The sequence below is a fragment of the Asanoa sp. NPDC049573 genome (genome assembly GCF_040676615.1).
Lineage (GTDB): Bacteria > Actinomycetota > Actinomycetes > Mycobacteriales > Micromonosporaceae > Asanoa.
The window spans coordinates 149,207-171,140 of record NZ_JBFAPI010000005.1 but is presented as its reverse complement, the minus strand read 5'-3'; the positions used below and the strand labels follow the sequence as shown (position 1 = coordinate 171,140).

Sequence of the window (21,934 nt, the reverse complement as noted above, 5' to 3'; positions counted from 1 at the left end):
CGAAGTCCTAGCGGCACCCGACCGCTGGCCACACCCAACCGCCGGGCGCGCCCAACCGCGGTCCGCACGGAAGGCCCGGACCGCGCCCAACCGCGGTCCGCACGGAAGGCCCGGACCGCGCCCAACCGCGGTCCGCGCGGAAGGCCCGGACCGCGCCCAACCGCGGTCCGCACGGATCGCGCGGGCCGCGCCCGACCTGGGGCGCGGTGCAGTCCTGGCCGCGCCAGCACGGGCAGCGCTCACCCATGACCAGGCGCAGATCAAGGGGCCACACCCAACCGCCGGCCACGCCCCACCGCGGGCCGCACGGATCGCGCGGGCCGCGCCCGACGGATGGGCACGTGGCAAGTCCTGGCCCGCGGTCAAGGCGGACTCCGGCCTACCGCAGGCCACGCGCCCCAGGCCCGGACGGGAGGAAAACGCGAGCCGGGCCTAGCGGCGGGCCGCACCCGAAGCCGGGCGCACATGCGTGCCAGGACCAACCGCGGATCGCGCCCAACGCAAGGCGCACCCGCGAGCCCAGGCCCAACCACGGCACGGACCCAACGCGCGAGCCGAGGCCTTAGGACAGCCCGCGCCTAGGCGCGGGCCGGTGCCTTGAGGGGTTTTTCGAAGCAGCGGCTGTAGGGGTTGGTCACGTATTCACCGTAGGTGGGGATCGTGCGGTAACCGGCCTTGCGGTAAAGGCCGAGTGCCGCCGGCATGTAGCTGCCGGTCTCCAGCCGGGCGATCGTGAAACCGTCCGCGGCGGCTCGCTCTTCGAGGACGGCGAGCATCAACCGGCCGAAGCCGTCGCCTCTGCGGTCGGGGCGCACGTACATGCGCTTGATCTCGACGGCTTGCGCGTCGATGGCCTGCAACGCTCCACAGGCGACGACCTCGTCGTCGACGACGATCACGAGATAGCGGATGTCGTCGTGCAGCGGGAACGAGCCGTCGATCGCGCCGCTCGCCTGCTCGGCGGCGCGCAGTTCGGCTTGTTGGGCGGTGACCAGCGCGACCAGGTCCGGCTCGTTGCCATGCCGGCTTTCGACCTTCACCGGGCCGACGTTAGCCGAGACCGGTTTCCGGCCTGTTAATCCTCGTCGTCGCCGGGCTCGTCGTCGAAGTCGGTGCCGTAGCCGGGCAGGTCGGGCGTCGGCTGGCGGCGCATCTTGCGGGCCGCGAGCCGGTCCGAGGCGCGCGGGCGAGCGGACCGCTCGGTGATCCGTGGGTCGGTGCCGCGCAGGCCGGCCGTCGGGTCGACGCCCTCGCCCAAGGTCGGCTCCCAGTCGAACTCGCGGTCGCCGATCCGGACCAGGCTGCCCTGCACCGCGCCGGCCTTCGCCAGTTTCTCCTCGACGCCGAGGCGGTTGAGGCGGTCGGCCAGGTAGCCCACGGCCTCGTCGTTGTCGAAGTTGGTCTGCCGGACCCAGCGCTCGGGCTGCGCCCCGCTGACCACGAATGTTCCGTCGGGTGTTTCCGTGACGGTGAAGCCGGCGTCGTCGACCGCGCGCGGGCGCAGGATGATCCTCGTCGCCTCCGGGTCCGGCGCCGCGCTGCGCTGCGTGGCCACCAGCTCGGCCATCGCGTAGGTGAGCTCGCGCAGGCCCTCGCGGGTGGCGGCGCTGACCTCGAACACGCGGTAGCCGCGCTCCTCCAGGTCGGGGCGGACGATCTCGGCCAGGTCGCGGCCGTCGGGTACGTCGATCTTGTTGATGGCCACGAGGCGGGGGCGGTCTTCGAGGCCACCGTAGGCGCTGAGCTCGGCCTCGATCGCGTCGATGTCGGAGACCGGGTCGCGGCCGGGCTCCAGGGTGGCCGCGTCGACCACGTGGACCAGCACCGCGGTGCGCTCGATGTGGCGGAGGAACTCGAGGCCCAGGCCCTTGCCGGTGGCCGCGCCGGGGATCAGGCCGGGCACGTCGGCGATCGTGAAGGTGTGGTCGTCGACGCGTACGACGCCCAGGTTGGGCACCAGCGTCGTGAACGGGTAGTCGGCGATCTTCGGCTTGGCCGCGGACAGCACCGAGATCAGCGACGACTTGCCGGCCGACGGGAAGCCCACCAGGCCGACGTCGGCGACGCTCTTGAGTTCGAGCACCACGTCGAGTTGCTCGCCGGGCTCGCCCAGCTCGGCGAAGCCGGGCGCCTTGCGGCGCGAGTTGGCCAGGGCCGCGTTGCCGCGGCCGCCGCGGCCGCCGCGGGCGACCTCGACGGTCGTGCCCGCGCCGACCAGGTCGGCCAGGATCTCGCCGTCGACGGTCTGCACCACCGTGCCGTCGGGGACGAGCAGCACCAGGTCGTCGCCGGTGGCGCCGTCGCGGTTGGAGCCGGCGCCGCCCTTGCCGTTGGAGGCCTTCAGGTGCGGGCGGAAGTGGAAGTCGAGCAGCGTGTGGACCTGCGGGTCGACCTTGAACGAGACGCTGCCGCCGTGGCCGCCGTTGCCGCCGTCGGGGCCGCCGAGGGGCTTGAACTTCTCCCGATGGATCGACACGCAGCCGTGCCCACCGTCGCCGGCCCGCAGGTGCAGGACGACCCGGTCAACGAACGTAGCCACGGCTCTCCACTCTTTCCATCAAAACCGAAACAACAGCGAAGCGGGCCGGGACACCTGGTCCACGGCCCGCTTCGAACGAATGCTGGTGGCGCTTGCCGCCTAGTGCTCGCTCGGCACGATGCTGACGGTCTTGCGACCGCGCTTGGTGCCGAACAGGACCGCGCCCTTGGCGAGCGCGAACAGCGTGTCGTCGCCGCCGCGGCCGACCAGGTCGCCCGGGTGGAACTTGGTGCCACGCTGGCGGATCAGGATCTCGCCGGCGCTGACCTGCTGGCCACCGAACCGCTTCACGCCCAGGCGCTGGGCCGCGGAATCACGACCGTTGCGCGAGCTGGACGCACCCTTTTTGTGAGCCATCGGTAACGCCTACTTCCCGCTCGAGATGCCGGTGACCTTGATCTGGGTCAGCTTCTGCCGGTGACCCTGACGCTTGTGGTAGCCGGTCTTGTTCTTGAACTTGTGGATCCGGATCTTCGGTCCCTTGGTGTGCGCGGCGATCTCGCCGGACACCGAGACCTTGGCAAGCTTCGCCGCGTCGGTCACCAGGTCGTCACCGTCAACGAGGAGAACCGCGGCGAGCGTCACCGCGTCGCCGGGCTCGCCGACGAGCTTCTCGACCTCGATCACGTCACCCTCGGCGACCTTGTATTGCTTGCCGCCGGTCTTGACGATCGCGTACATGGGACGCGGACTCCTGTCGTAGCGTGGCGGTGGTCTGTCGTTCGCCGCGGCGCCTGCGTGCGAGAGGGGCACGATCGGCGGGCACACGTGAACGCGGCGCACGGGGTGCGCCACAGGCAAGCGTACGGCATATGGCCCCTGCCCCCCAAACCACCCCCGGAGGACCTCACAACCCTATGCCGGCCGGCTCGGGGTCGGGCCGGGGCGAGGCCTCGGCGATCCGCAGCGCCTCGACCAGCCTGCGGTAGAGCGAGTCGGTGGCCAGCAGTGACGCGTGGGTCCCGCGGGCCCGGATCCGGCCTTCCTCCATCACCAGGATGGTGTCGGCGTCGAGCACCGTCGACAGGCGGTGGGCGATGGTGACCACCGCCCCGACCGCCGCCCGCTCGCGGATGCAGTCGTGCAGCGCGGCCTCGGTCAGGCCGTCGACCTGCGCGGTGGCCTCGTCGAGGAGCAACACCTCGGGGGTACGCAGGATGGCGCGGGCCAGCGCGATCCGCTGCCGTTGGCCCCCGCTGACCGCGCTCTCGGTCAGCGACGTGTCGAGCCCTTCGGCCAGCGAGTCGATCTTGTCGTCGAGGCGGACCGCCCGCAGGACGGCGTCGACCTCGGCCTCGGTCGCGTCCGGGTGGGTGAAGAGCAGGTTGTCGCGGATCGTGCCCGGAACGACCGGGGTCTCCTGCTCGACGTAGGCGAGCCGGGCCCGGATCTCGTCGTGCGTGTAGGACCCGTAGGACCGGCCGTCGAGCAGCAGCTCACCGCTCTCCGGCTCGAGAAACCGCAGGATCAGCGAGAACAGCGTGGTCTTGCCGGCGCCGGACGGCCCGACGATCGCGGTGTGGCCCCGGCGCGGGACGGCCAGGTCGATGCCCCGCACGGCGGGCTCGGTGCCAGGCGCGTAGCGGGCGGTCACCCCGCGGAACTCCAGCACCGGCACCTCGCCGGGCACCGGCGCGGGTGGCGCCGCGGCCGGCGGCCGGACGGGCTCGATCTCCATCGCCTCGACCTGCCGGATCCGCGCGCCGGCGGCCATGCCGGCCTGCAGGTTGGTGATGTTCTGGGTCAGTTCGGTGATCGGGCCCATCAGCTGGAACGCGTAGAGCAGGAACGCGATCAGGCTGGACACCTCGAGCAGCCCCCGGTCGGCCCGCCAGGCACCGACGCCCAGGATCACGATGATCGAGAGCTGGATGCCGGTCCACGAGATCGTCCAGACGGTGGCCGTGCGGCGGGCGGCGTGGATCGCGTGCGCGGCCGAGTCCTGGGCGTCGGCGATGATCCGCTCGGTCTGCCGCTGCTCGGCCCGGCTGGCCTTGACCGTGCGGATCGCGCGCAGGGCCCCCTCCAGCGTGCCGCCGAGTCGGCCGACCGACTCCTGCGCCGCCTCCTGCGAGCGGGCGATGGCCGGCATCAGCGCGGTCATCACCGCGCCGACCACCAGCACCGCCGCCAGCGTGCAGGCCAGCAGGACCAGGTCGAGCACGCCCATCAGGATCAGCGTGGCGATCATGGCGAGCGTGCTGTTGAGCAGCCCGACGATGCTGGCCGAGGCGCTGTGCAACAGGCCCGCGTCGGAGGTGACCCGGGTGACCAGCTCGCCGGTCGGGCGCCCGGTGATCTCGCGGACCCGCGCGGCGAAGTAGCGCCTGATCATCGACACCCGGGCGTCGAGCACGACCTTCTCGGAGACGGTGCCCATGATCACCCATTGCCACATGGAGATGCCGGCGCCGACCACCACGAGGCCGAGCAGCACCCCGACCGGCTGCCAGAGCGGCATCCGGGAGTCGCCCAGCGTGTCGATCACCCACTTGGCGACCAGGGGCGTGGCCAGCCCGACCGCACTGCCGAGCAACCCCAGCAGGAAACCGACGACCAGCACCCGCCGGTGCGGTGTGACGAACGAGACGAGAGTGCGCAGAGCGGCCATGGACCCCAGTGGAACGCACGTGTTCCACAACAGTCAAGAGAGATACCAATTCGGGACTGCTAGCCTCAGCGAGTGCAGGAAAATGAACGTGGTGCGCGGGCCCGCACCCGGCAGGCGATCCTGACTGCCGCGATCGAGATGTTGGGTCAGAACCCGGCGGCCGCCCTTTCCGACATCGCCGCCGCGGCCGAGGTCGGCCGCACGACCCTGCACCGATATTTTCCCGAGCGCTCCGACCTGCTCCGGGCCGTCGCCGCGGAGGGATCCGCCCGGCTCGACGGTGCCACCGCGAACGCCCGCCTCGACCAGGGCACCGGCGCCGAGGCGTTCCTGCGGCTCTGCCGCGAATACTTCGACCTGGGCGACTTGCTGTCGCTGATCTTCACCGAGAGCGACGCCACGCCGATCGTCGAGGGCGGCTGTGACGAGCGCTTCGCGGCCATGGTCGATCGCGGGCACCGCGACGGCACGATCGACCCGGCCCTGCCGACCGGTTGGCTGTCCAGCCTGATGTGGTCGCAGCTCTACGCGGGCTGGAGCTACGTCAGCCAGCAGGGCACCTCCCGGCACGAGGTGCTCGAGCTGGTCATCCGCACGGTCGACGGGGCCATCGCCCCGCGCTGACCGGTCAGCTCGGGCAGAGCGCGTCGAGCCGGTCCTGGATGGCGCCGAGGGTGGCGTCGTCGATGCTCTCCACGTTGGAGGTCATCTTGTCGACCTGGCCGGCGAGCTGCGCCAGCGTGGTCTTGAGCTGCGCGTCGGTCGCCGTGCCGGAGACCTTCCGCAGGTCGGCGGCCCAGGTGTCCAGTGTCGACTGCAGCTTGGCCTCGGCCGCCGCCTGCGCCGTCTTGTCCTTCTTCTGCTCGGCCTCCAGCACGGCCGTGAGCTGCTGCACGAACGCGGTCGTGCCGTTGGAGCTGGCCTTCAGGGCGTCGGCGCAGACCTGGGAAGCGTTGCCACCGGCCTTGGCGGTCGGCGCCGGGCCGAGCGACAGGTCCGGCGCGACGGTGCCGGCCGGCGCACCCGGACTCGCCGACGACGCGACCGGCGCCGGGCTGCCCGAGGCGGCCGGCGGTGCGGAAGCGGCCGAGCCCCCGCGGCCTTCCACATCGGCCGAACAGCCGGTCAGCGCCAGCAGCACGACGACAACGGCGAGATGGCCACGCATACGCATCGCGAGATCCTCCGGAGGGGGTGGCGGGACCGCGTCCCGCGACCCTAACGCGCATTCATGAACCCCGCTCGTCCGCCCCGGACGCGAAGCAGCCCGGCCGCTTTCACGACCGGGCGCTTCTCACATCATTCCAGAATCGGATCCGGGCACCGCGCGGAGCCGGCTTGGTCAGGGGCGGGTCCGCCGCCGGGTGCCGCCCCGGCGGCCGCGGCGCCGGCTGGCGCCGGCCTCGGCCAGGTCGCCGTCGTCGTCGCCGGCCGCGTCGGGGTCGTCGTTGCCGGCCAGCCGGCCGTTGCTCGCCGGTGCCAGGTCGGTCGGTGCCTCGGCCTCGTCGACCGGGTCGAGCACGACGTCGTCATAGCGGGACAGGTCGTAGCCCATCGTGTCGTCGTCGCTGACCACCGTGGGCTCGACCGTGTCGGGCGCGTCCGCCGCCGGCTCGGCCGCCGCCTTGCCGCGGCCGCGGCGCCGGGTCGAGGCGGCCGGCGCGGCCGCCACCGCCTTCGCCGCTCCCCCGGCCGAACCGTTGCCGCCGTGGCTGTGCTGCTGCGGTGCGCCGCCGCCCTTCACCGGGACCGGCTCGGTGTGCAGGATGACGCCGCGGCCCTTGCAGGTCTCGCAGGTCTCGGAGAAGGCCTCGAGCAGGCCGGCGCCGATCCGCTTGCGGGTCATCTGCACCAGGCCGAGCGAGGTGATCTCGGTGACCTGGTGCTTGGTGCGGTCGCGGCCCAGGCACTCGGTAAGCCGCCGGAGCACCAGCTCGCGGTTGCTCTCCAGCACCATGTCGATGAAGTCGATGACCACGATGCCGCCGATGTCGCGCAGCCGGAGCTGGCGGACGATCTCCTCGGCCGCTTCGAGGTTGTTGCGGGTGACCGTCTCCTCCAGGTTGCCGCCGGCGCCGGTGTACTTACCGGTGTTGACGTCGACCACCGTCATCGCCTCGGTGCGGTCGATCACCAGGTGACCGCCGGACGGGAGGAAGACCTTGCGGTCGAGGCCCTTGAGGATCTGCTCGTCGATCCGCTTCTCGGCGAAAACGTCGACCGTCGAGGTGTGCCGGCGCAGCCGCGGCACCAGGTCGGGCGAGACATGGCCGAGATAGGTGTCGACCATCTCGTAGGCCTCTTCGCCCTGCACGACGATCTCGCGGAAGTCTTCGTTGAACAGGTCGCGGACGACCCGGATCAGCAGGTCGGGCTCCTCGTAGAGGAGTGCCGGCGCACCGCCGCCGGCGGCCTTGGCCTGGATGTCGTCCCACTGCGCCTGTAGTCGCTTGACGTCGCGGGCCAACTCGTCTTCGGACGCGCCCTCGGCCGCGGTGCGGACGATCACGCCGGCGCCCTCGGGGACCAGCTTCTTCAGCACGTCGCGGAGCCGCTTGCGCTCGGTGTCGGGCAGCTTGCGGCTGATCCCGGACGCGTTGCCGCCGGGCACGTAGACCAGGTGCCGGCCGGAGAGCGCGACGTGGCTGGTCAGCCGGGCGCCCTTGTGGCCGATCGGGTCCTTGGTGACCTGCACCAGCACCGAGTCGCCGGAGCGCAGCGCCTGCTCGATCGAGCGGCCCCGGCCCTCCAGCCCGGAGGCGTCCCAGTTGACCTCGCCGGCGTAGAGCACCGCGTTGCGGCCCCGGCCGACGTCGACGAACGCCGCCTCCATGGAGGGCAGCACGTTCTGCACCTTGCCGAGGTAGACGTTGCCGGCCATCGCGCCGGACGACGCCCGGGTCACGTAGTGCTCGACCAGCACGCCGTCTTCGAGGACGCCGATCTGGGTGCGGTCGGCCCGCTGCCGGACCACCATCACCCGGTCGACCGCCTCGCGGCGGGCCAGGAACTCGGACTCGCTCAGGATCGGCGGCCGGGTGCGGCGCTGCTCGCGACCGTCGCGCCGGCGCTGCCGCTTGGCCTCGAGCCGGGTGGAGCCGGAGACGCCCTGCACCTCGTCGGAGGTGGTGCGCGGCTCGCGGATCCGGACCACGGTGTGCACGCCGTCGTCGGCGCCGGTGTCGGAGTCGCCCTTGCGGCGGCGGCGCCGGCGCCGGCGGGTGACCCCGTCGCCGTCGTCGTCGGCGCCGGCCTCGTCGTCGGTCTCGGCGGCAGCCGGCTCGTCGACCTCGTCACCCTCGTCGATCGGGCCCTTGCCGCGGCCCCGGCCGCGACGGCCACGGCGGCGCCGGCGGCGGCCGTTCTCGTCGAGTTCGTCGCCGTCGGCGTCTTCCTCGTCGGCCTCGTCGACCGCGGCCGGCTCGGCCTCTTCGGTCGTCACGGCCACGTCTTCGGTGGTACGCCGGCCCCGGCGACGCCGCCGGCCAGCGGTGGTCTCCGCGCTCTCGGCGCTGGTCTCGGGCTCGGCCTCGACGGTCTCCTCGGAGACGGCCTCGGCGGCCGCGACCGGCTCGGCGGCGGCCGCGCCCCGGGTGCGCCGGGTGCGCCGGGTCGGCGCGGCCGGCTCGTCTTCCGGCTGTGGCGCCATGAACAGCAGCGGTGCCGCGGCGACGCGGCGGGTGCGGCGGCTGGGCGCCGGCTCCTCGGCCGCGGTGTCGAGCGGCTCGGTGGTGGCCTCCTCGGCCTCCTCGTCGTCGACCGGCTCGCCGGGCTGCCCCGCCGCCTGACTCCGGACGAGACCGGCGTCACCGTCGACGGGCCCGGCAACCGCCGCGCCCGGCTCGACGTCGGCAGGACCGGCGGCACCGGCACGGTCGACATCGCCAGGACCGGCGGCACGGCCGACGGCGGCGCCCGGTTCGACGTCGCCGAGACCGGCGGCCGGTTCGGCCGCGGGGTCGTCGGACTCGATGGCGATCGCCTGGTCGCCGGTGGTGCCGACGGGGGGCCTGCCGGGCTCGACGTCGCCCAGGCCGGCGCCGGCCTCCGCGGCCGGGTCGTCGAACTCGGCGGCGACGATGTCGTCGGTGGCGCGATCGGCAGCGGCGGCGTCTTCGGTGGCGGCCTTGCGCCGCCGGGTGCGCTTGACCGGACCGGCGGCCGGCGCGGCGTTCGTCGCCTCTGCCGCAGAATCGCCGTCATTGTCAGCTTTGGCCGGGGTGGCCTTGCGCCGGCGCCGGGTCGGGGCCGCTTCGCCGTCGGCGGCGGCCGGGGCGGCGGTCGTCTTGCGGGCGCGGGTGCGCTTGACGGGCGTGGCGGGTGCCTCGGTCTCGGCGGCGGGCTCGTTGCCCTGGTCCTCGCCGCCCGTTGGCTCGTTCTCGAGCATGGACGTTCTCCAGTTCTGACAACCCCGGGCGCGGGTGAGCGCTGCCACGCAGGGTCGCCGCAAAGTGTTTCCGGCGCCGCCCACCAGCTGGCGGGCAGACCGAAGTCTGGCGGGCTAAACGCCGATCACGTCGCCGCGATCAGCGTTCACCGACGACAGCCCCGTCGCGGTCCGCCTCCAACGGATCCGCGATCGCCCCCTGCGCGGTCAGTCGGCCCTGTGCCAGCCGGGTGGCCCGTGGCGGGACCGGCGGCTCCAGGTCGGCCACCACGCGGAGGCCGGCAAGGACGTCATCGGGTCGTACGGACGGGGTGACCTGCCGCACGACTACGTCGAGTATCGCACACGGCACCTCGGGGGCTCCGGAAGCCGCCGGACCGGGATCGATCACCTCGATGGATGCCACCGCGGCGCGCGTGTCGAACGTGCGCCGGCCCTGCTTGGTCTGCCGATCGACCAGAATTTCGGACGCATCCCGAAATTTCGCGACAGCGGCGGCCAAACCCTCCGAAGTGACCCCGGACAGCTCCAGCCGCCACCGGGAGGCGTCGATCCGGTCGGCCAGGCTCTCCCCCGTGGCCGCGACCGCGTCGAGCACGTCGAGCCCGGGCGAGAGCGACGCGTCGAGCGCGCCGACCACCCAGGCCGGGTCGACCTCGGCCTGCAGGCCGATCTCCAGGTATTCAGCCTCGCTCGCGGTGCCGGTCGGCGCCGCGCTCGCGTACGAAATCTTGGGGTGTGGGGTGAACCCCTGCGAGAACGCGATGGGCACGCCGGCCCGCTTCACCGCCCGCTCGAAAGCGCGCGCGAAGTCGCGGTGCGAGGTGAACCGCAGCGGCCCACGCTTGGCGTACCGGATCCGGATGCGCTGGACGACGGGCGCCTGCCCGCCCTCCGGCTGTGGTTTCCTGCTGATCTCTGTGCTCCTCGACTGTTCGGACGGTCGAGAACCATCCTCCCACCCGCTAGCGTCTGGCCATGACGGACGTCGACCCCAAGGCGCGCATCGCGGGCATCTTCGACCGGGCCGCACCCACCTACGACCAGACCGGTGTCGAGTTCTTCGGGCCGCCGGGCCGGGAGCTGGTCCGCCTCGCCGGCATCGCCGCCGGCCAGCGGGTCCTCGACCTCGGCTGCGGCCGGGGCAACGTGCTCTTCCCGGCCGCCGAGGCGGTCGGCCCGACCGGGGAGGTGATCGGCGTCGATTTCGCGCCGGGGATGCTCACCGCCACCACGCGCGCCGCGGAAGACCATCCGTGGGTACGGGTGACCGCCGGCGACGCCGACTATCCCGATTTCCCGCCCGACTCCTTCGACGCCGTCACCGCCGGTTTCATGGTCTTCCTGCTCCCCGACCCGCCCGCCGCCATCGCCCGCTGGGCCCGGTTGCTGCGCCCCGGCGGCCGGCTGGCGCTGAGCACGTTCGCCGAGGGCGGCGAGGCGGCCGACGCGTTCTACCGCGACCGGGCTGCTGCCCTGCTGCCGTTCCAGGAGCCGGACCCGGCGATGGACCGGCAGACGGCCGACAACTCGACGGCCACCACGGCCTGGGTCGAGGCCCTGTTCGCCGGCGCCGACCTGGTCGACGTCACGATGACCGAGATGTCGGTGCGCAGCGTCTACCCGTCCACCGACGCCTACTGGGACTGGATCCTGTCCGTCGGGATGCGCCGCCAGCTCGAACGCGTGCCGCCCGATCGGGAACCGCAGGCCCGGGCCGCGCTCGGGAAGGTGCTCGACCAGCACCTGCGCCAGCCCGACGGCAGCTATGCCATGGAGTCGCCGATGCGACTCACGGTCGCCCGGCGGCCGGGCTGAACACGCCGTCAAGGAACTCGTCGAGCACCCGCAGGGCGACCTCGGCGGAATAGGTCCCGCTGATCATGTAGAGCCCCAGCCCCTCGACCAGGGCCAGCAGCGTGGTCGCCGCCTCCGACGGCATCAGCGTCGCGAAATAGTCGCGCAGCCCGAGGGCGCCCTGCCGCTGCACTTCGGCGACCTCCGGCCGGGTGGCCGCGTACGCGAAGAAGGCCAATGCGACCTTGCCGTCGGCCCGCCGTTCCTCGTCGAGCGGCAGCATCTGGACGACCATCGCCCGGACCAGGTCGCGCGGCGCCGGTGCCGGGCCCAGCGCGCCGACCGCGGCGGAGATGCGGGCCTCGGTGTGCCCGCTCACAACCGAAAGCGCGAACAGCATCATCTCGTCCTTGGTGCGGAAGTAGTGCTGCACCAGGCCCGTCGTCGCGCCGGCCGCGGCGGCCACGTGGCGCAGGCTGACGGCTTCCAGGCCCTGCTCGGCGGCGACCCGCATCAGCGCGTCGGCGATCAGGGTGCGCCGCTCGGTGGGGTCGACCCGCTTCGGCATACCGCCATGTTTTCACATTGCGGTCGTATTGACGGGGCCCTAGCGCAGCCGCAGCCGCACCTCGTCGGCACCGGCGACGGTGTAGCGCTCGGTCTCGACGTACCCGTGCCGCTCGGCGAACGCCAACCCTTCGCTGTTGGCCAGCAGCACGACGGTCTCGATGGCGGCCGGATCGAGCGCCCGGGCCGCGGCGAGCGCCCGCTCGTGGATCAGCGTCCCGAACCCCTGCCGGCGCCGCTCCGGTAGCACCCGCGCGATCACCACCGCCACGCCGTCGGCGTCGGGCGGCCGCACGGTCGAGTTGCCGACCGCGTCGTCGCCCAGGTAGGCCAGCTCCAGCCGGTTGCGTCCCGCCCGCTCCCGCACGTCATCGAGCGAGAGCGGAAACGGCGCGACGATCGTGTTGTGGACGTGTCGCCATTCGGCGAGCGCGGCGTCGTCGGAGCCGGTGGCGGCGACGAACCGCAGCTCAGCCATTGCCGACCGGCGTGAGCGGCAGCAGCTTGCGGCCGGTCGGACCGATCTGGATCTCGGTGTCCATCGAGGGGCAGACGCCGCAGTCGAAGCACGGGGTCCAGCGGCAGTCGTCCTGCTCGTACTCGTTGGTCGAGTCCTGCCAGTCCTGCCAGAGCCAGTCCTTGTCGAGCCCCGAGTCGAGGTGGTCCCAGGGCAGCACCTCGAGCTCGTCGCGCTCGCGGGTGGTGAACCAGTCGAGGTCGAGCCCGAAGCCGGGCAGCACCGCGCCGGCCGCGTCGACCCAGCGCTGGTAGGAGAAGTGCTCGCTCCAGCCGTCGAACCGCCCGCCGTCTTCCCACACCTTGCGGATCACGGCGCCGACCCGGCGGTCACCGCGGGACAGCAGGCCTTCGATCAGCGAGGGCTGGCCGTCGTGGTAGCGGAAGCCGATCGCCCGGCCCAGCGAGCGGTCGCTGTTGATCGCCTGCTTGAGCAGCTTGAGCCGGTTGTCGATCACCTCGGGCGACGACATCGAGGCCCACTGGAACGGGGTGTGCGGCTTGGGCACGAACCCGCCGATGGAGACCGTACAACGGATGTCTTTCGATCCGGTCGCGGCGCGGCCTGCCTTGATCACCTCGTGGGCGAGCCGGGCGATCTGCAGCACGTCTTCGTCGGTCTCGGTCGGCAGACCGCACATGAAGTAGAGCTTCACCTGGCGCCAGCCGTTGGTGTAGGCGGTGACCACGGTGCGGATGAGGTCTTCCTCCGACACCATCTTGTTGATCACCTTGCGGATCCGCTCGGAGCCGCCCTCGGGCGCGAACGTCAGGCCGGTGCGCCGCCCGTTGCGGGACAGCTCCTGGGCCAGGTCGATGTTGAACGCGTCGACCCGGGTCGACGGCAGCGACAGCGAGACGTTGGTGCCCTGGTACTGGTCGGCCAGGCCGGAGCAGATGTCGCCGATCTCGGAGTGGTCGGCGCTCGACAGCGAGAGCAGGCCGACCTCGGAGAAGCCGGAGAACTCCAGGCCCTCCTTGACCATCTGGCCGACGGTGGTGATCGACCGTTCGCGGACCGGCCGGGTGATCATGCCGGCCTGGCAGAACCGGCAGCCGCGGGTGCAACCCCGGAAGATCTCGACGGCGTAGCGCTCGTGCACGGTCTCGGCCAGCGGCACCAGCGGCTTCTTCGGATAGGGCCACTGGTCGAGGTCCATCGTCGTGCGCTTGTGGACCCGGAACGGGACGCCGGCCCGGTTGGGCACGACCCGCTGGATCCGCCCGTCGGGCAGGTAGTCGACGTCGTAGAAGCGCGGCACGTAGACGCTCTCGGTCTTGGCCAGGCGCAGCAGCAACTCGTCGCGGCCGCCCGGGGAGCCCTCTTCCTTCCAGGCCCGGACCAGCGCGGTGACCTCGAGGACCGCCTCTTCGCCGTCGCCGAGCACGGCCGCGTCGAGGAAGTCGGCGATCGGCTCGGGGTTGAACGCGGCGTGCCCGCCGGCCAGCACGATCGGGTCGTCGTCGGTGCGGTCGACCGCCAGCAGCGGGATGCCGGCCAGGTCGAGCGCGGTCAGCATGTTGGTGTAGCCGAGCTCGGTCGCGAACGAGAGCCCGAGGATGTCGAAGGCCCGGACCGGGCGGTGCGCGTCGACGGTGAACTGCGGCACGCCGCGCTCGCGCATCAGCGCCTCGAGGTCGGGCCAGACCGCGTAGGTGCGCTCGGCCAGCACGTCGGGCTGCTCGTTGAGCACCTCGTAGAGGATCTGCACGCCCTGGTTGGGCAGGCCGACCTCGTAGGCGTCCGGATACATCAGGGCCCAGCGCACGGTGGTGGCGTCCCACTCCTTGCGCACCCCGCCCAGCTCGCCGCCGACGTACTGGATCGGCTTGCTGACCAGCGGCAGCAGCTCTTCGAGCCGCGGCCACACGGTTGCGACGGTCATCGACCCCTCCTTCAATCCCAACCAACCAGGGTACGCGGCGTGATCCGGCGCACCTCCCGCGCGGGCGGGGTCGTCTTGAACAAGTTCAAGATCGGCGTAGCATCGATCCCGTGAGCAGCCTCAGCGTCGCCGACCGGCTGTCGGCCTGGCGGTACGCGTTCGCCACCACCAACCCACCCGCACAGGGCGTCGTCGACCCGGTCACCCGCTGGCTCGTCGTCACCCGCGCCGGCGTACTCCCGATGACGATCGTCTCGGGTTTGATCGCCGTGCTCCTGGCCGCCGTCGCTACGGTTTCCGTCGACTGGCTCAACATCGTGCTCGCCGTCGTCGGGATCGTGGTCGCGCACCTGGCCAACAACCTGATGAACGACCTGACGGACACCGACCTGGGCAACGACACCGCCGACTACCCGCGGGCGCTCTACGCGCCGCACCCGATCCTGGCCGGCCTGGTCACCCGCCGGCAGTTGCTGGTCGGCATCCTGCTCTGCCAGGTGGTCGACCTGGCCATCATGATCACGCTGATCGTCCGGCAGAACTGGTGGGTCGCCGCGTTCGCGCTCGGCGGGCTGTTCCTCTCCTGGGCCTACACCGCACCACCGCTGCGGCTCAAGAAGATCGGCCTCGGCGAGGTCGACGTGCTGGTCACCTGGGGTCCGCTGATGGTCGGCGGGGTCTACTACGCCGGCACCGGCACGCTGCCCTGGGCGGTCGTGGTCGCCGCGTTCGTCTACGCGCTGCTGCCGACCACGGTGCTGATGGGCAAACACATCGACAAGCTGCCGTACGACGCCCGCAGCGGCACCCGCACGCTGCCGGTGGTGCTCGGTGAGCCGTTCGCCAAGGCGGCCACGGTCGGCATGATGCTGGTCTACTACGTCGGCGTGGTGGTGCTGGTCGCTCTTGGTGAACTGCCGTGGCCGGCCCTGCTCACGCTCGGTGGGTTGCCGACGCTGGTCTGGGTGTGGCGGCGGTTCCGCGAGCCCAAGCCCGTCGACCCGCCGCCCAACAACCCGGTCTGGCCACTGTGGTGGGCACCGCTGGCGTTCATCCACACCCGCCGGGCCGGTGCCCTGCTGATCATCGGCCTGGCGGCGTGGGCCGTGTGGACCGCTGTCCGCTAGGCCCTTGGTCCTAGTAGGTCCCATTTGTTACCGGCGACGTCTTCGAACACGACCACGGTTCCGTAGACCTCGTGCCGCGGCTCGCCGTGGAAGGTCACACCCGCTTCGCGCATCCGGGCGTACGCGGCCGCGAAGTCGTCGACCCGCAGGAAGAAGCCGACCCGGCCGGCGAGCTGGTTTCCGACGACTGCGCGCTGGTCTTCGCCGTCGGCCAGGGCGAGCAGCAGGCCGGTCTGGCCGCCCGGCGGACGGACCACGACCCAGCGCTTCGGGCGGCCGTCGTTGGTTTCCGACGGGCTGTCCTCGACCAGGTCGAAACCGAGAGCGTCGACGAAGAAGCCGATCGCCTCGTCGTAGTCGTCGACGACGAGCGCCGCGAGTTCCATGTGCATGGGCGGAAAGGGTAGACCTGCTCGTCTAACCTCGGGTCGGGCTGGGAGAGGAGCGCCGCGATGGCGGAGGAGCAGCACGGGGTTACCGAGCCGGTCACGCCGGCCGATCCCGGCTCCCCGGGTTCGCCTGACGAGCGGCCGAAGTGGAGCGGCGCGGCGCCGGTGCCACCGGCGTCGCCGAAGCGCAAGCGGTGGCTGGAGGACGAATCGGTGTTTCCACCGCCACCGCCACCGCCCGCCGAGCCGCCGCGGGAGCCCACCCGCGAGATGGCGACCGGGCGGATGTTCGAGCCGGACACTCCGGTCGACCCGTGGGCCGACGCTGACCCGCTGCCGTCATACCCCGTCGAGATCTCTTATCCACCGACGTGGGTCGAGCCGGCCGTCGCAGCGCCACCACCCCCGGCGCAGCCGCCGGCCGTGCCGGCCCCGCCGGCGCCGGGGCCTGCCCCGGCTCCGGCCGCGGCGCCGGTCAAGGGCCGGAAGGCGAAGCGGCCGGCGCCGGCCGGACCGCCGCCGGGGTGGCGGCCGCCGCCGGGATACGTCGCGGTTCCGGTGCGGCGGCGGCGCCGGTGGCCCTGGTTGGCGCTGATCTCGCTGCTCTGCTGCTGCGGGTGCCCGGCGTGGTTCGGCCTGCCGGTCTACGAGCAATGGCCCGCCGACGCGGCGGTGCCGAGCGTGGTCGGCGGGCTGACGTTGCGCGACGACGCGTCGAGTGAGCGCGCGGCCGAGCAGCTGAAGGGCGACATGCGCGCCGCCTATCTGTTCGCGGACGACACGTTCGCGGGCCTGTTCGTCGACGGCGACAACAAGCGCGCGACCGTCTACGGCACCACGGGCTTCCACTGGTCACCCGACGATGACGTCGCAGCCGAGATCACCCGGGTGACCGGCACCTACAAGCTGCACGACGTGCGGGCGGCGAAGGCGACCGAGCGCGGCGAGGCCCGGCGGTGCGGTGTCGGCACCGACGACGGCGCGGAGGTGGTGGTCTGCTCGTGGGTGGACTACGGCAGCCTCGGCACCGGGGTCTTCACCCGGCTCGACGTCGACGACAGCAACGCGCGGCTGAGCGCTTTGCGCGACACGATCGTGACCCGCCGATCGAAAGGTTGATTCCCTCAAAAGAGGGGCACAATGATCGGATGATCCGCCGGTGGCTGTTCGCCGACCAATTGGGGCCGCACTACCTGGACGCGCCCCGACAACCGGTGCTGCTGGTCGAGTCCAAGGCCGTCTTCCGCCGGCGAGCGTTCCACCGGCAAAAGGCCCACCTCGTGCTTTCCGCCCTCCGCCACCGCGCCGCCGAACTCGGCGACCAGGCGATCTTCCTGCGCACGGAGACCTACGGAGAAGCGCTACGCAAGGTCAGCGGAGAGGCACTGGAAGTGTGCCATCCGACCTCTCGGCGTGCTCACGAATTCGTGCGAGGTCTCGACGGGGTGACCGTGCTGCCGCCCCGCGGCTTCGCGACCAGCCCCGCTTCGTTCGTCGCGTGGGCCGACGGCCGGCCCGGCCGCCTGCGAATGGAAGACTTCTACCGGGACGCCCGCCGCCGCCTGGACGTGCTGATGGACGGCGACACTCCCGCTGGCGGCCGGTGGAACCTCGACACGGAGAACCGCCAGCCACCGCCGAGCGGCGGCATGGAGGTGCCGGCGCCGCCGATGCCGGTCGAAGACGAGATCGACGACGGCGTACGCGCCGACCTGGACCGCTGGGAACGCGAGGGCATCCGTTTCGTCGGCAGCGACGGCCCACGCCTGTTCCCCGCGACCCGGGCCGAGGCGTTGTCACGGTTGCGGCACTTCGTCAACCACCGACTATCGGCGTTCGGCCCGTACGAAGACGCCATGCTCGCCGACGACCCATGGATGGCACACAGCATGCTGTCAGCGCCGTTGAACCTGGGGCTGCTCGATCCGCTGGAGGCGGTGCATCGCGCGGAGAACGCCTACCGCGCGGGCAAGGCACCGTTGTCGAGCGTGGAGGGCTTCGTCCGCCAGCTGATCGGCTGGCGCGACTACATCTGGCACCTCTACTGGTATTTCGGAGCCGACTACGGCGGCGCCGACGGCCTGCGCGCCACCCGCCCGGTCCCGTCCTGGTTCCAGTCCCTCGATGCCGACGCCGTCGAAGCCCGCTGCCTGGCCGACGTCCTCCGCGGTGTCCGCGACCGAGGCTGGGTGCACCACATCCCCCGCCTGATGGTGCTCGGCAACTACGCGTTGCAACGTGGCTGGCGCCCCGCCGAGCTGGTCGACTGGTTCCACCGCAGCTTCGTCGACGGCTACGAGTGGGTGATGACGGCCAACGTCATCGGCATGAGCCAGTACGCCGACCTGGGCGCGATGACCACGAAGCCGTACGCCGCCGGCGGGGCCTACATCAACCGGATGAGCGACTACTGCCGCGGGTGCCGGTATGACCCGCGCTCGCGGCTGGGCGTGAACGCGTGCCCGTACACCGCCGGTTATTGGTCCTTCCTGGATCGCAACCGCGGCCGCCTGCGGGGGAATGCCCGGCTGGGCCAGGCGATGCGCCAGCTCGACCGTCTCGCTGACCTGGGCGCCGTCCGCGACCAGGAACGCGACCGCGGCGACGCCGCGCCATGACGGCGTCCTATGTGGTCACCGGCGGCGCCGGCGGTGTCGGCCGGGCGATCGCTTCCCGGTTGCTGGCGGTCGAATCCACCACCGTCGTCGTCCTCGACCTGGCACCGGTGTCGTGGTCCCACCCGCGCCTGCTGTCGGTGACCGGCGACGCCACCGACGAGGCCGCGGCGGTCGCAGCGGCCGACGCCGCGGAGTCGGCGTCGCCGCTGGCCGGCTGGGTCAACAACGCGGCCGTCTTCCGCGACCTGTCGCTGTCCTCCGCGCCGGCGTCGGAGGTGGTCGCGCTGATCGCGCTGAACCTGGCGCCGGCGGTGGTCGGCTCGGCGGTGGCGGTCCGCCGTTTCCTGGCCGCCGGCACCCCGGGTGCGATCGTCAACGTCTCGTCCCACCAGGCGCAGCGCGCCGTCCGCGGCGCCCTCCCCTACGCGACCGCGAAGGCCGCGGTCGAGGGCCTGACCCGGGCGCTCGCGGTCGACTACGGCCCGTACGGCATCCGCGCGAACGCGGTCGCGCTGGGCTCGATCGACACGGAACGCTATGCCGGCTATCTGGCCGGTTTGCCGCCGACGGCGGTGACCCAGGTCGCCGAGGAGATGGCCCGCCTGCACCCGATCGGCCGGGTGGGCCGGGCCGACGAGGTGGCCGAGGCGGTCGCGTTCCTCTTGTCACCCGGCGCCAGCCTGATCACAGGCGCGGTCATCCCGGTCGACGGCGGGCGCGCCGCCCAGGGCCAGGACCCGGAGTCGAGCTGACGCCTTGAAGCCCGCGTTGTCGCCGCTGTGGTGCCGCCACCGTCGGCCGTTGAGACCGTCAACGCGGGTTCGGGCGACCCCCGGACCTGATACGCCCGTTTGCGTACGGCCAGTGTCGCCACCCGCCTGAGGCGGTGTCGGCCGGCCAAGTCGAAACTGGGGCCATGACGACCTACGACGCTCATTACCCCGACCTGGCAGGCAAAGTGGCCGTGGTTACCGGTGGTTCCCGCGGGCTCGGTGCTGAGTCGGCCCGAGCCCTGGCCCGCAATGGCGCGCTCGTCGTGGTTTCGGGCCGTGACGAGTCCGCGATCGGCGCCGTCCTCGACGACATCCGCCGTGCGGAAGGGTTGGCGATCGGCTGCCCAGCGGACGTCACCGACGCGACCGCCCTGGCACGCCTACGGGACGTCACCCAGCGCGAGTTCGGGCCTGCTGACATCCTCCTGGCGTTCGCCGCGGGGGGCAGGGCGCGGCCCGGTCCCATCCACACGACCACCGAGGCCGACTGGCGTTCCACCGTGGACGGCAGCCTCACATCGACGTTCCTGACCCTGAAGACGTTCTTGCCGGACATGGCCGACCGTGGCTCGGGATCCGTCCTCACCATGGCTTCGCTGGCGGCTCGCCGTGCGGCGACCGGCGCGCCAGCTGCGTACATCGCCGCCAAGGCGGGCGTCGTCGCGCTGACCAAAGAGGCTGCGGCGCAGTACGGCCCGCGAAACGTCAGGATCAACTGCCTGTCACCGTCAACGGTCCGCACCGAACAGATCGAGCGGGTGATGCCCGAGGAGTTCCGGGAGCGCGTCACCGCGTTGCACCCGCTCCGGCGTCTCGGGCTGCCGGCCGACGTGGCCGCGGTGACGCTATTCCTGGCATCGTCCGCGTCGTCGTGGCTGACCGGGCTGACCGTCGACGTCGACGGCGGGCGCACGCTCGTCTGAGCGACTGTCTCGGGCCACCACGTCAACCAGCTCTGGATGGTGCCCCGGCCAGCGGCCGGGGCACCGGCACGACAGGAAGAGTCGGCCGCGATGTAGGAGCAGGGGACGGTCATCGCGTCCCGAGCGGCCTTAGGATTGTGCCTCGTGAAGCCATCCTGCCGGCGTTCACCAAGCCAGTAGAGCCGCTGGTCAGGTCACGTCGCGGGGGCCTTCGTCTTCCGGGACCTCAGCCTCGATGCGCTCCTTGCGAACCTTGTCGCCGACGGTCTCCTGCTCGGTCACCGTCTCCTTGCTCATGCGGACCCGCTCGACGGGCACCGCTTCCTTCTCCACCACCGGCCGCTCGGCGTGGAGCGTGACCTCATGCTCCGCCTCGCTGATGTCCGGACCGGCGTACGCCGCCGCGGCGGTTTCCTCGGTGATCGGCTCCCGCTCGACCACCACCTCTTCGTGCGACACCGGCACAGTGACCTGCTGGTGCTCGGTCACGACGTACTTGCGCAGTCGGGCCCGTCCGACCCGTTCCCGCTCGGTGCCGACCCGCAACCGCTCCTCGGACCGCGTCATCGCGTCGTCCGGGTCGCTCGGCTCGGGGTCCTCGACGACCATGTCGTAATGGTGGTAAAGGCGCAGCGCCTCGTCGATGCTCAATGGCTCGTCTTCCGCCGCGTCGACCATCGGGGCGTCCTTGACCCGCGACTTGTCGAACGGAATGAGGAGCCGGTCACCCTCCAGATCCGCCTCGTGCAGCGGCACCAACGTCTCTCTCTTGCCGAACATCCCCATCTGGACGCTGCACCAGGCGGGCTGTCCCGATACGTCCTCCCAGATCTGCCCAACCGTGCCGATCTTGGAACCGTCACTTCCATATACCTCGCGGCCGACCACGCGGCCGACGTCGTTCTGAGTGATCATGAAATCACCTCCCGTTTGCTTGTGGTACCCGCGATATCGGCGAATCCACATTTTTGGAGATATTTCCCTAGGGCAACCAACATCGTCGATCGATAACCAGTGGGGCTGGTCTTAGGGGTGATCCTGGTGCTGTTGTTCGACCGGTGGCCGGCGGTGTGTGAGACGCCTGGTGTAGTCGGTCAACGCATCGGCGCCTCTGCCGATGACCCTCGTCGAAGCTTTCCCAACATCAGGTGTGGGTACGCAGCCAGCCTCGTAACGGTCGAAGCGGTCCCGTGGGGGCGGAGCGGGCAGGGCGCGCAACAGCTCGGCGTCGGTGGCCGGGCGGGTGGCGAGGGCGGTGCGCCGCAGCAGTTGGCGGTCCACGGAGACGCCGCCCTCGGCGCTGACGATGACGTCGCCGCGGTGGTGGATGTAGCCGTGCGTGTCGTCGCGGCGCAGGTAGGTCAGGCCCGGGCCGGCCGGCGAGCAGGTCGACATGCAGCACTGGTCGCCCTGGCCGGCCCGCACGGCCGAGACGGTGATCTGCACGCTTGGCGGCCCGCTGGTGTGGTCGGCCCGCAGGTACTGGACGCCCGGCGCGATGCCCATCGCCCGCGGCTGGAAGCCAGGGACGTCAGCGACGAAGAACCCACCCAGCACGGCGCCCGCTGTCAGGTTGAGCCGCCACCGCGAGCGCGAGCAGCGAACCGAGGCCGACGCCGAGCGACCCGCCGAACAGCAGGACGGCGAGCGCCCCGACCCCGCTCGGCACGAGCACGCCGCCGAGGACCCACAGCGCACCTAGCTGAGCCACCAGCCGCTGATCCCGCACCAGCACAGGATGCCGGCGCGACAGCCGGGCCGCATGGGCCCGGATACTCAGCAGGTGCGCGGCCGCCCAGCG

The 21,934-nt window shown here is 71.8% G+C and carries 22 protein-coding genes; 7 read left to right on the top strand and 15 right to left on the bottom strand.

The features are described 5' to 3' along the window. Window positions 1-578: 578 nt before the first annotated feature. The 5 genes from AB0J74_RS13735 to AB0J74_RS13715 all read right to left on the bottom strand — a co-directional run bounded on the left by AB0J74_RS13735 (window position 579) and on the right by AB0J74_RS13715 (window position 5,150). Entirely contained in the window at window positions 579-1,040 is a 462-nt protein-coding gene (locus AB0J74_RS13735) for a GNAT family N-acetyltransferase (protein WP_363448044.1), read from the bottom strand. Window positions 1,041-1,075: 35 nt separating this feature from the next. Next, entirely contained in the window at window positions 1,076-2,539 is a 1,464-nt protein-coding gene (gene obgE, locus AB0J74_RS13730; protein ID WP_363448043.1) for a GTPase ObgE, read from the bottom strand. A gap of 99 nt (window positions 2,540-2,638) precedes the next feature. After that, window positions 2,639-2,896: a 50S ribosomal protein L27 gene (gene rpmA / locus AB0J74_RS13725; RefSeq protein WP_363448042.1), complete on the bottom strand. Its 258-nt coding sequence runs from the start codon at window positions 2,894-2,896 to the stop codon at window positions 2,639-2,641. A 9-nt stretch (window positions 2,897-2,905) separates the two neighbouring features. After that, on the bottom strand, window positions 2,906-3,220 hold the full coding sequence (rplU, locus tag AB0J74_RS13720; protein ID WP_116066148.1) for a 50S ribosomal protein L21: 315 nt from the start codon (window positions 3,218-3,220) through the stop codon (window positions 2,906-2,908). Between the two features lie 166 nt (window positions 3,221-3,386). Beyond that, on the bottom strand, window positions 3,387-5,150 hold the full coding sequence (locus AB0J74_RS13715) for an ABC transporter ATP-binding protein (protein ID WP_363448040.1): 1,764 nt from the start codon (window positions 5,148-5,150) through the stop codon (window positions 3,387-3,389). 72 nt (window positions 5,151-5,222) lie between these two features. Here AB0J74_RS13715 and AB0J74_RS13710 point away from each other — a divergent pair, with 72 nt between their 5' ends. Then, window positions 5,223-5,774, top strand: a complete 552-nt coding sequence (locus AB0J74_RS13710; RefSeq protein WP_363448039.1) for a TetR/AcrR family transcriptional regulator — start codon at window positions 5,223-5,225, stop codon at window positions 5,772-5,774. Window positions 5,775-5,778: 4 nt separating this feature from the next. On the opposite strand, the gene AB0J74_RS13705 is transcribed toward AB0J74_RS13710, so the two are convergent. The 3 genes from AB0J74_RS13705 to AB0J74_RS13695 form a co-directional block, all read right to left on the bottom strand. Beyond that, window positions 5,779-6,324, bottom strand: a complete 546-nt coding sequence (locus AB0J74_RS13705; RefSeq protein WP_363448038.1) for a hypothetical protein — start codon at window positions 6,322-6,324, stop codon at window positions 5,779-5,781. A 168-nt stretch (window positions 6,325-6,492) separates the two neighbouring features. Further along, window positions 6,493-9,537 (bottom strand): Rne/Rng family ribonuclease, encoded by a 3,045-nt coding sequence (locus AB0J74_RS13700; RefSeq protein ID WP_363448037.1) that lies wholly within the window; start codon window positions 9,535-9,537, stop codon window positions 6,493-6,495. 139 nt (window positions 9,538-9,676) lie between these two features. Continuing rightward, on the bottom strand, window positions 9,677-10,396 hold the full coding sequence (locus AB0J74_RS13695; RefSeq protein WP_363448363.1) for a TIGR03936 family radical SAM-associated protein: 720 nt from the start codon (window positions 10,394-10,396) through the stop codon (window positions 9,677-9,679). Window positions 10,397-10,515: 119 nt separating this feature from the next. On the opposite strand from AB0J74_RS13695, the gene AB0J74_RS13690 reads away from it, so the two are divergent. Beyond that, on the top strand, window positions 10,516-11,355 hold the full coding sequence (locus tag AB0J74_RS13690; protein WP_363448036.1) for a methyltransferase domain-containing protein: 840 nt from the start codon (window positions 10,516-10,518) through the stop codon (window positions 11,353-11,355). Here AB0J74_RS13690 and AB0J74_RS13685 read toward each other — a convergent pair. From AB0J74_RS13685 to AB0J74_RS13675, 3 genes are read right to left on the bottom strand one after another with little or no spacing between them, the layout of a single operon-like run. Further along, window positions 11,330-11,902, bottom strand: coding sequence for a TetR/AcrR family transcriptional regulator (locus AB0J74_RS13685; protein WP_363448035.1), 573 nt, complete (start codon window positions 11,900-11,902; stop codon window positions 11,330-11,332). The two genes, AB0J74_RS13690 and AB0J74_RS13685, sit on opposite strands and share 26 nt — an antisense overlap. Before the next feature lie 39 nt (window positions 11,903-11,941). Then, window positions 11,942-12,379: a GNAT family N-acetyltransferase gene (locus tag AB0J74_RS13680; protein ID WP_363448034.1), complete on the bottom strand. Its 438-nt coding sequence runs from the start codon at window positions 12,377-12,379 to the stop codon at window positions 11,942-11,944. Continuing rightward, complete coding sequence (locus AB0J74_RS13675) at window positions 12,372-14,303, bottom strand: TIGR03960 family B12-binding radical SAM protein (protein WP_363448033.1); 1,932 nt, start codon at window positions 14,301-14,303, stop codon at window positions 12,372-12,374. Before AB0J74_RS13675 ends, AB0J74_RS13680 begins: the two co-directional genes overlap by 8 nt. Window positions 14,304-14,413: 110 nt before the next feature. On the opposite strand from AB0J74_RS13675, the gene AB0J74_RS13670 reads away from it, so the two are divergent. Next, window positions 14,414-15,430 carry a prenyltransferase gene (locus tag AB0J74_RS13670; RefSeq protein WP_363448031.1) on the top strand — a complete coding sequence of 339 codons (1,017 nt, stop codon included), beginning with the start codon at window positions 14,414-14,416 and terminating at the stop codon, window positions 15,428-15,430. Here the strand turns inward: AB0J74_RS13670 and AB0J74_RS13665 are convergent. Continuing rightward, a complete protein-coding gene (locus AB0J74_RS13665) occupies window positions 15,427-15,822 on the bottom strand; it encodes a VOC family protein (protein ID WP_363448030.1) in 396 nt (131 codons plus the stop codon). The genes AB0J74_RS13670 and AB0J74_RS13665 overlap by 4 nt on opposite strands. A gap of 60 nt (window positions 15,823-15,882) precedes the next feature. On the opposite strand from AB0J74_RS13665, the gene AB0J74_RS13660 reads away from it, so the two are divergent. The 4 genes from AB0J74_RS13660 (at window position 15,883) to AB0J74_RS13645 (ending at window position 20,133) form a co-directional block, all read left to right on the top strand. Continuing rightward, the gene (locus AB0J74_RS13660; RefSeq protein ID WP_363448029.1) at window positions 15,883-16,938 is read left to right on the top strand and encodes a hypothetical protein; all 1,056 of its coding nucleotides are present in this window, start codon (window positions 15,883-15,885) and stop codon (window positions 16,936-16,938) included. A 29-nt stretch (window positions 16,939-16,967) separates the two neighbouring features. Then, window positions 16,968-18,437: a cryptochrome/photolyase family protein gene (locus tag AB0J74_RS13655; protein ID WP_363448028.1), complete on the top strand. Its 1,470-nt coding sequence runs from the start codon at window positions 16,968-16,970 to the stop codon at window positions 18,435-18,437. Next, window positions 18,434-19,189 (top strand): SDR family oxidoreductase, encoded by a 756-nt coding sequence (locus AB0J74_RS13650; RefSeq protein ID WP_363448027.1) that lies wholly within the window; start codon window positions 18,434-18,436, stop codon window positions 19,187-19,189. The genes AB0J74_RS13655 and AB0J74_RS13650 overlap by 4 nt, the downstream gene beginning before the upstream one ends. A gap of 164 nt (window positions 19,190-19,353) precedes the next feature. Next, a complete protein-coding gene (locus AB0J74_RS13645) occupies window positions 19,354-20,133 on the top strand; it encodes an SDR family NAD(P)-dependent oxidoreductase (protein WP_363448026.1) in 780 nt (259 codons plus the stop codon). Between the two features lie 189 nt (window positions 20,134-20,322). Here AB0J74_RS13645 and AB0J74_RS13640 read toward each other — a convergent pair whose 3' ends face one another. The 3 genes from AB0J74_RS13640 to AB0J74_RS13630 form a co-directional block, all read right to left on the bottom strand. Beyond that, window positions 20,323-21,048: a PRC and DUF2382 domain-containing protein gene (locus AB0J74_RS13640; protein ID WP_363448025.1), complete on the bottom strand. Its 726-nt coding sequence runs from the start codon at window positions 21,046-21,048 to the stop codon at window positions 20,323-20,325. A gap of 111 nt (window positions 21,049-21,159) precedes the next feature. Beyond that, on the bottom strand, window positions 21,160-21,690 hold the full coding sequence (locus AB0J74_RS13635; protein ID WP_363448024.1) for a hypothetical protein: 531 nt from the start codon (window positions 21,688-21,690) through the stop codon (window positions 21,160-21,162). Continuing rightward, the gene (locus tag AB0J74_RS13630; RefSeq protein ID WP_363448023.1) at window positions 21,665-21,862 is read right to left on the bottom strand and encodes a hypothetical protein; all 198 of its coding nucleotides are present in this window, start codon (window positions 21,860-21,862) and stop codon (window positions 21,665-21,667) included. Before AB0J74_RS13630 ends, AB0J74_RS13635 begins: the two co-directional genes overlap by 26 nt. Between the last annotated feature and the right edge of the window lie 72 nt (window positions 21,863-21,934).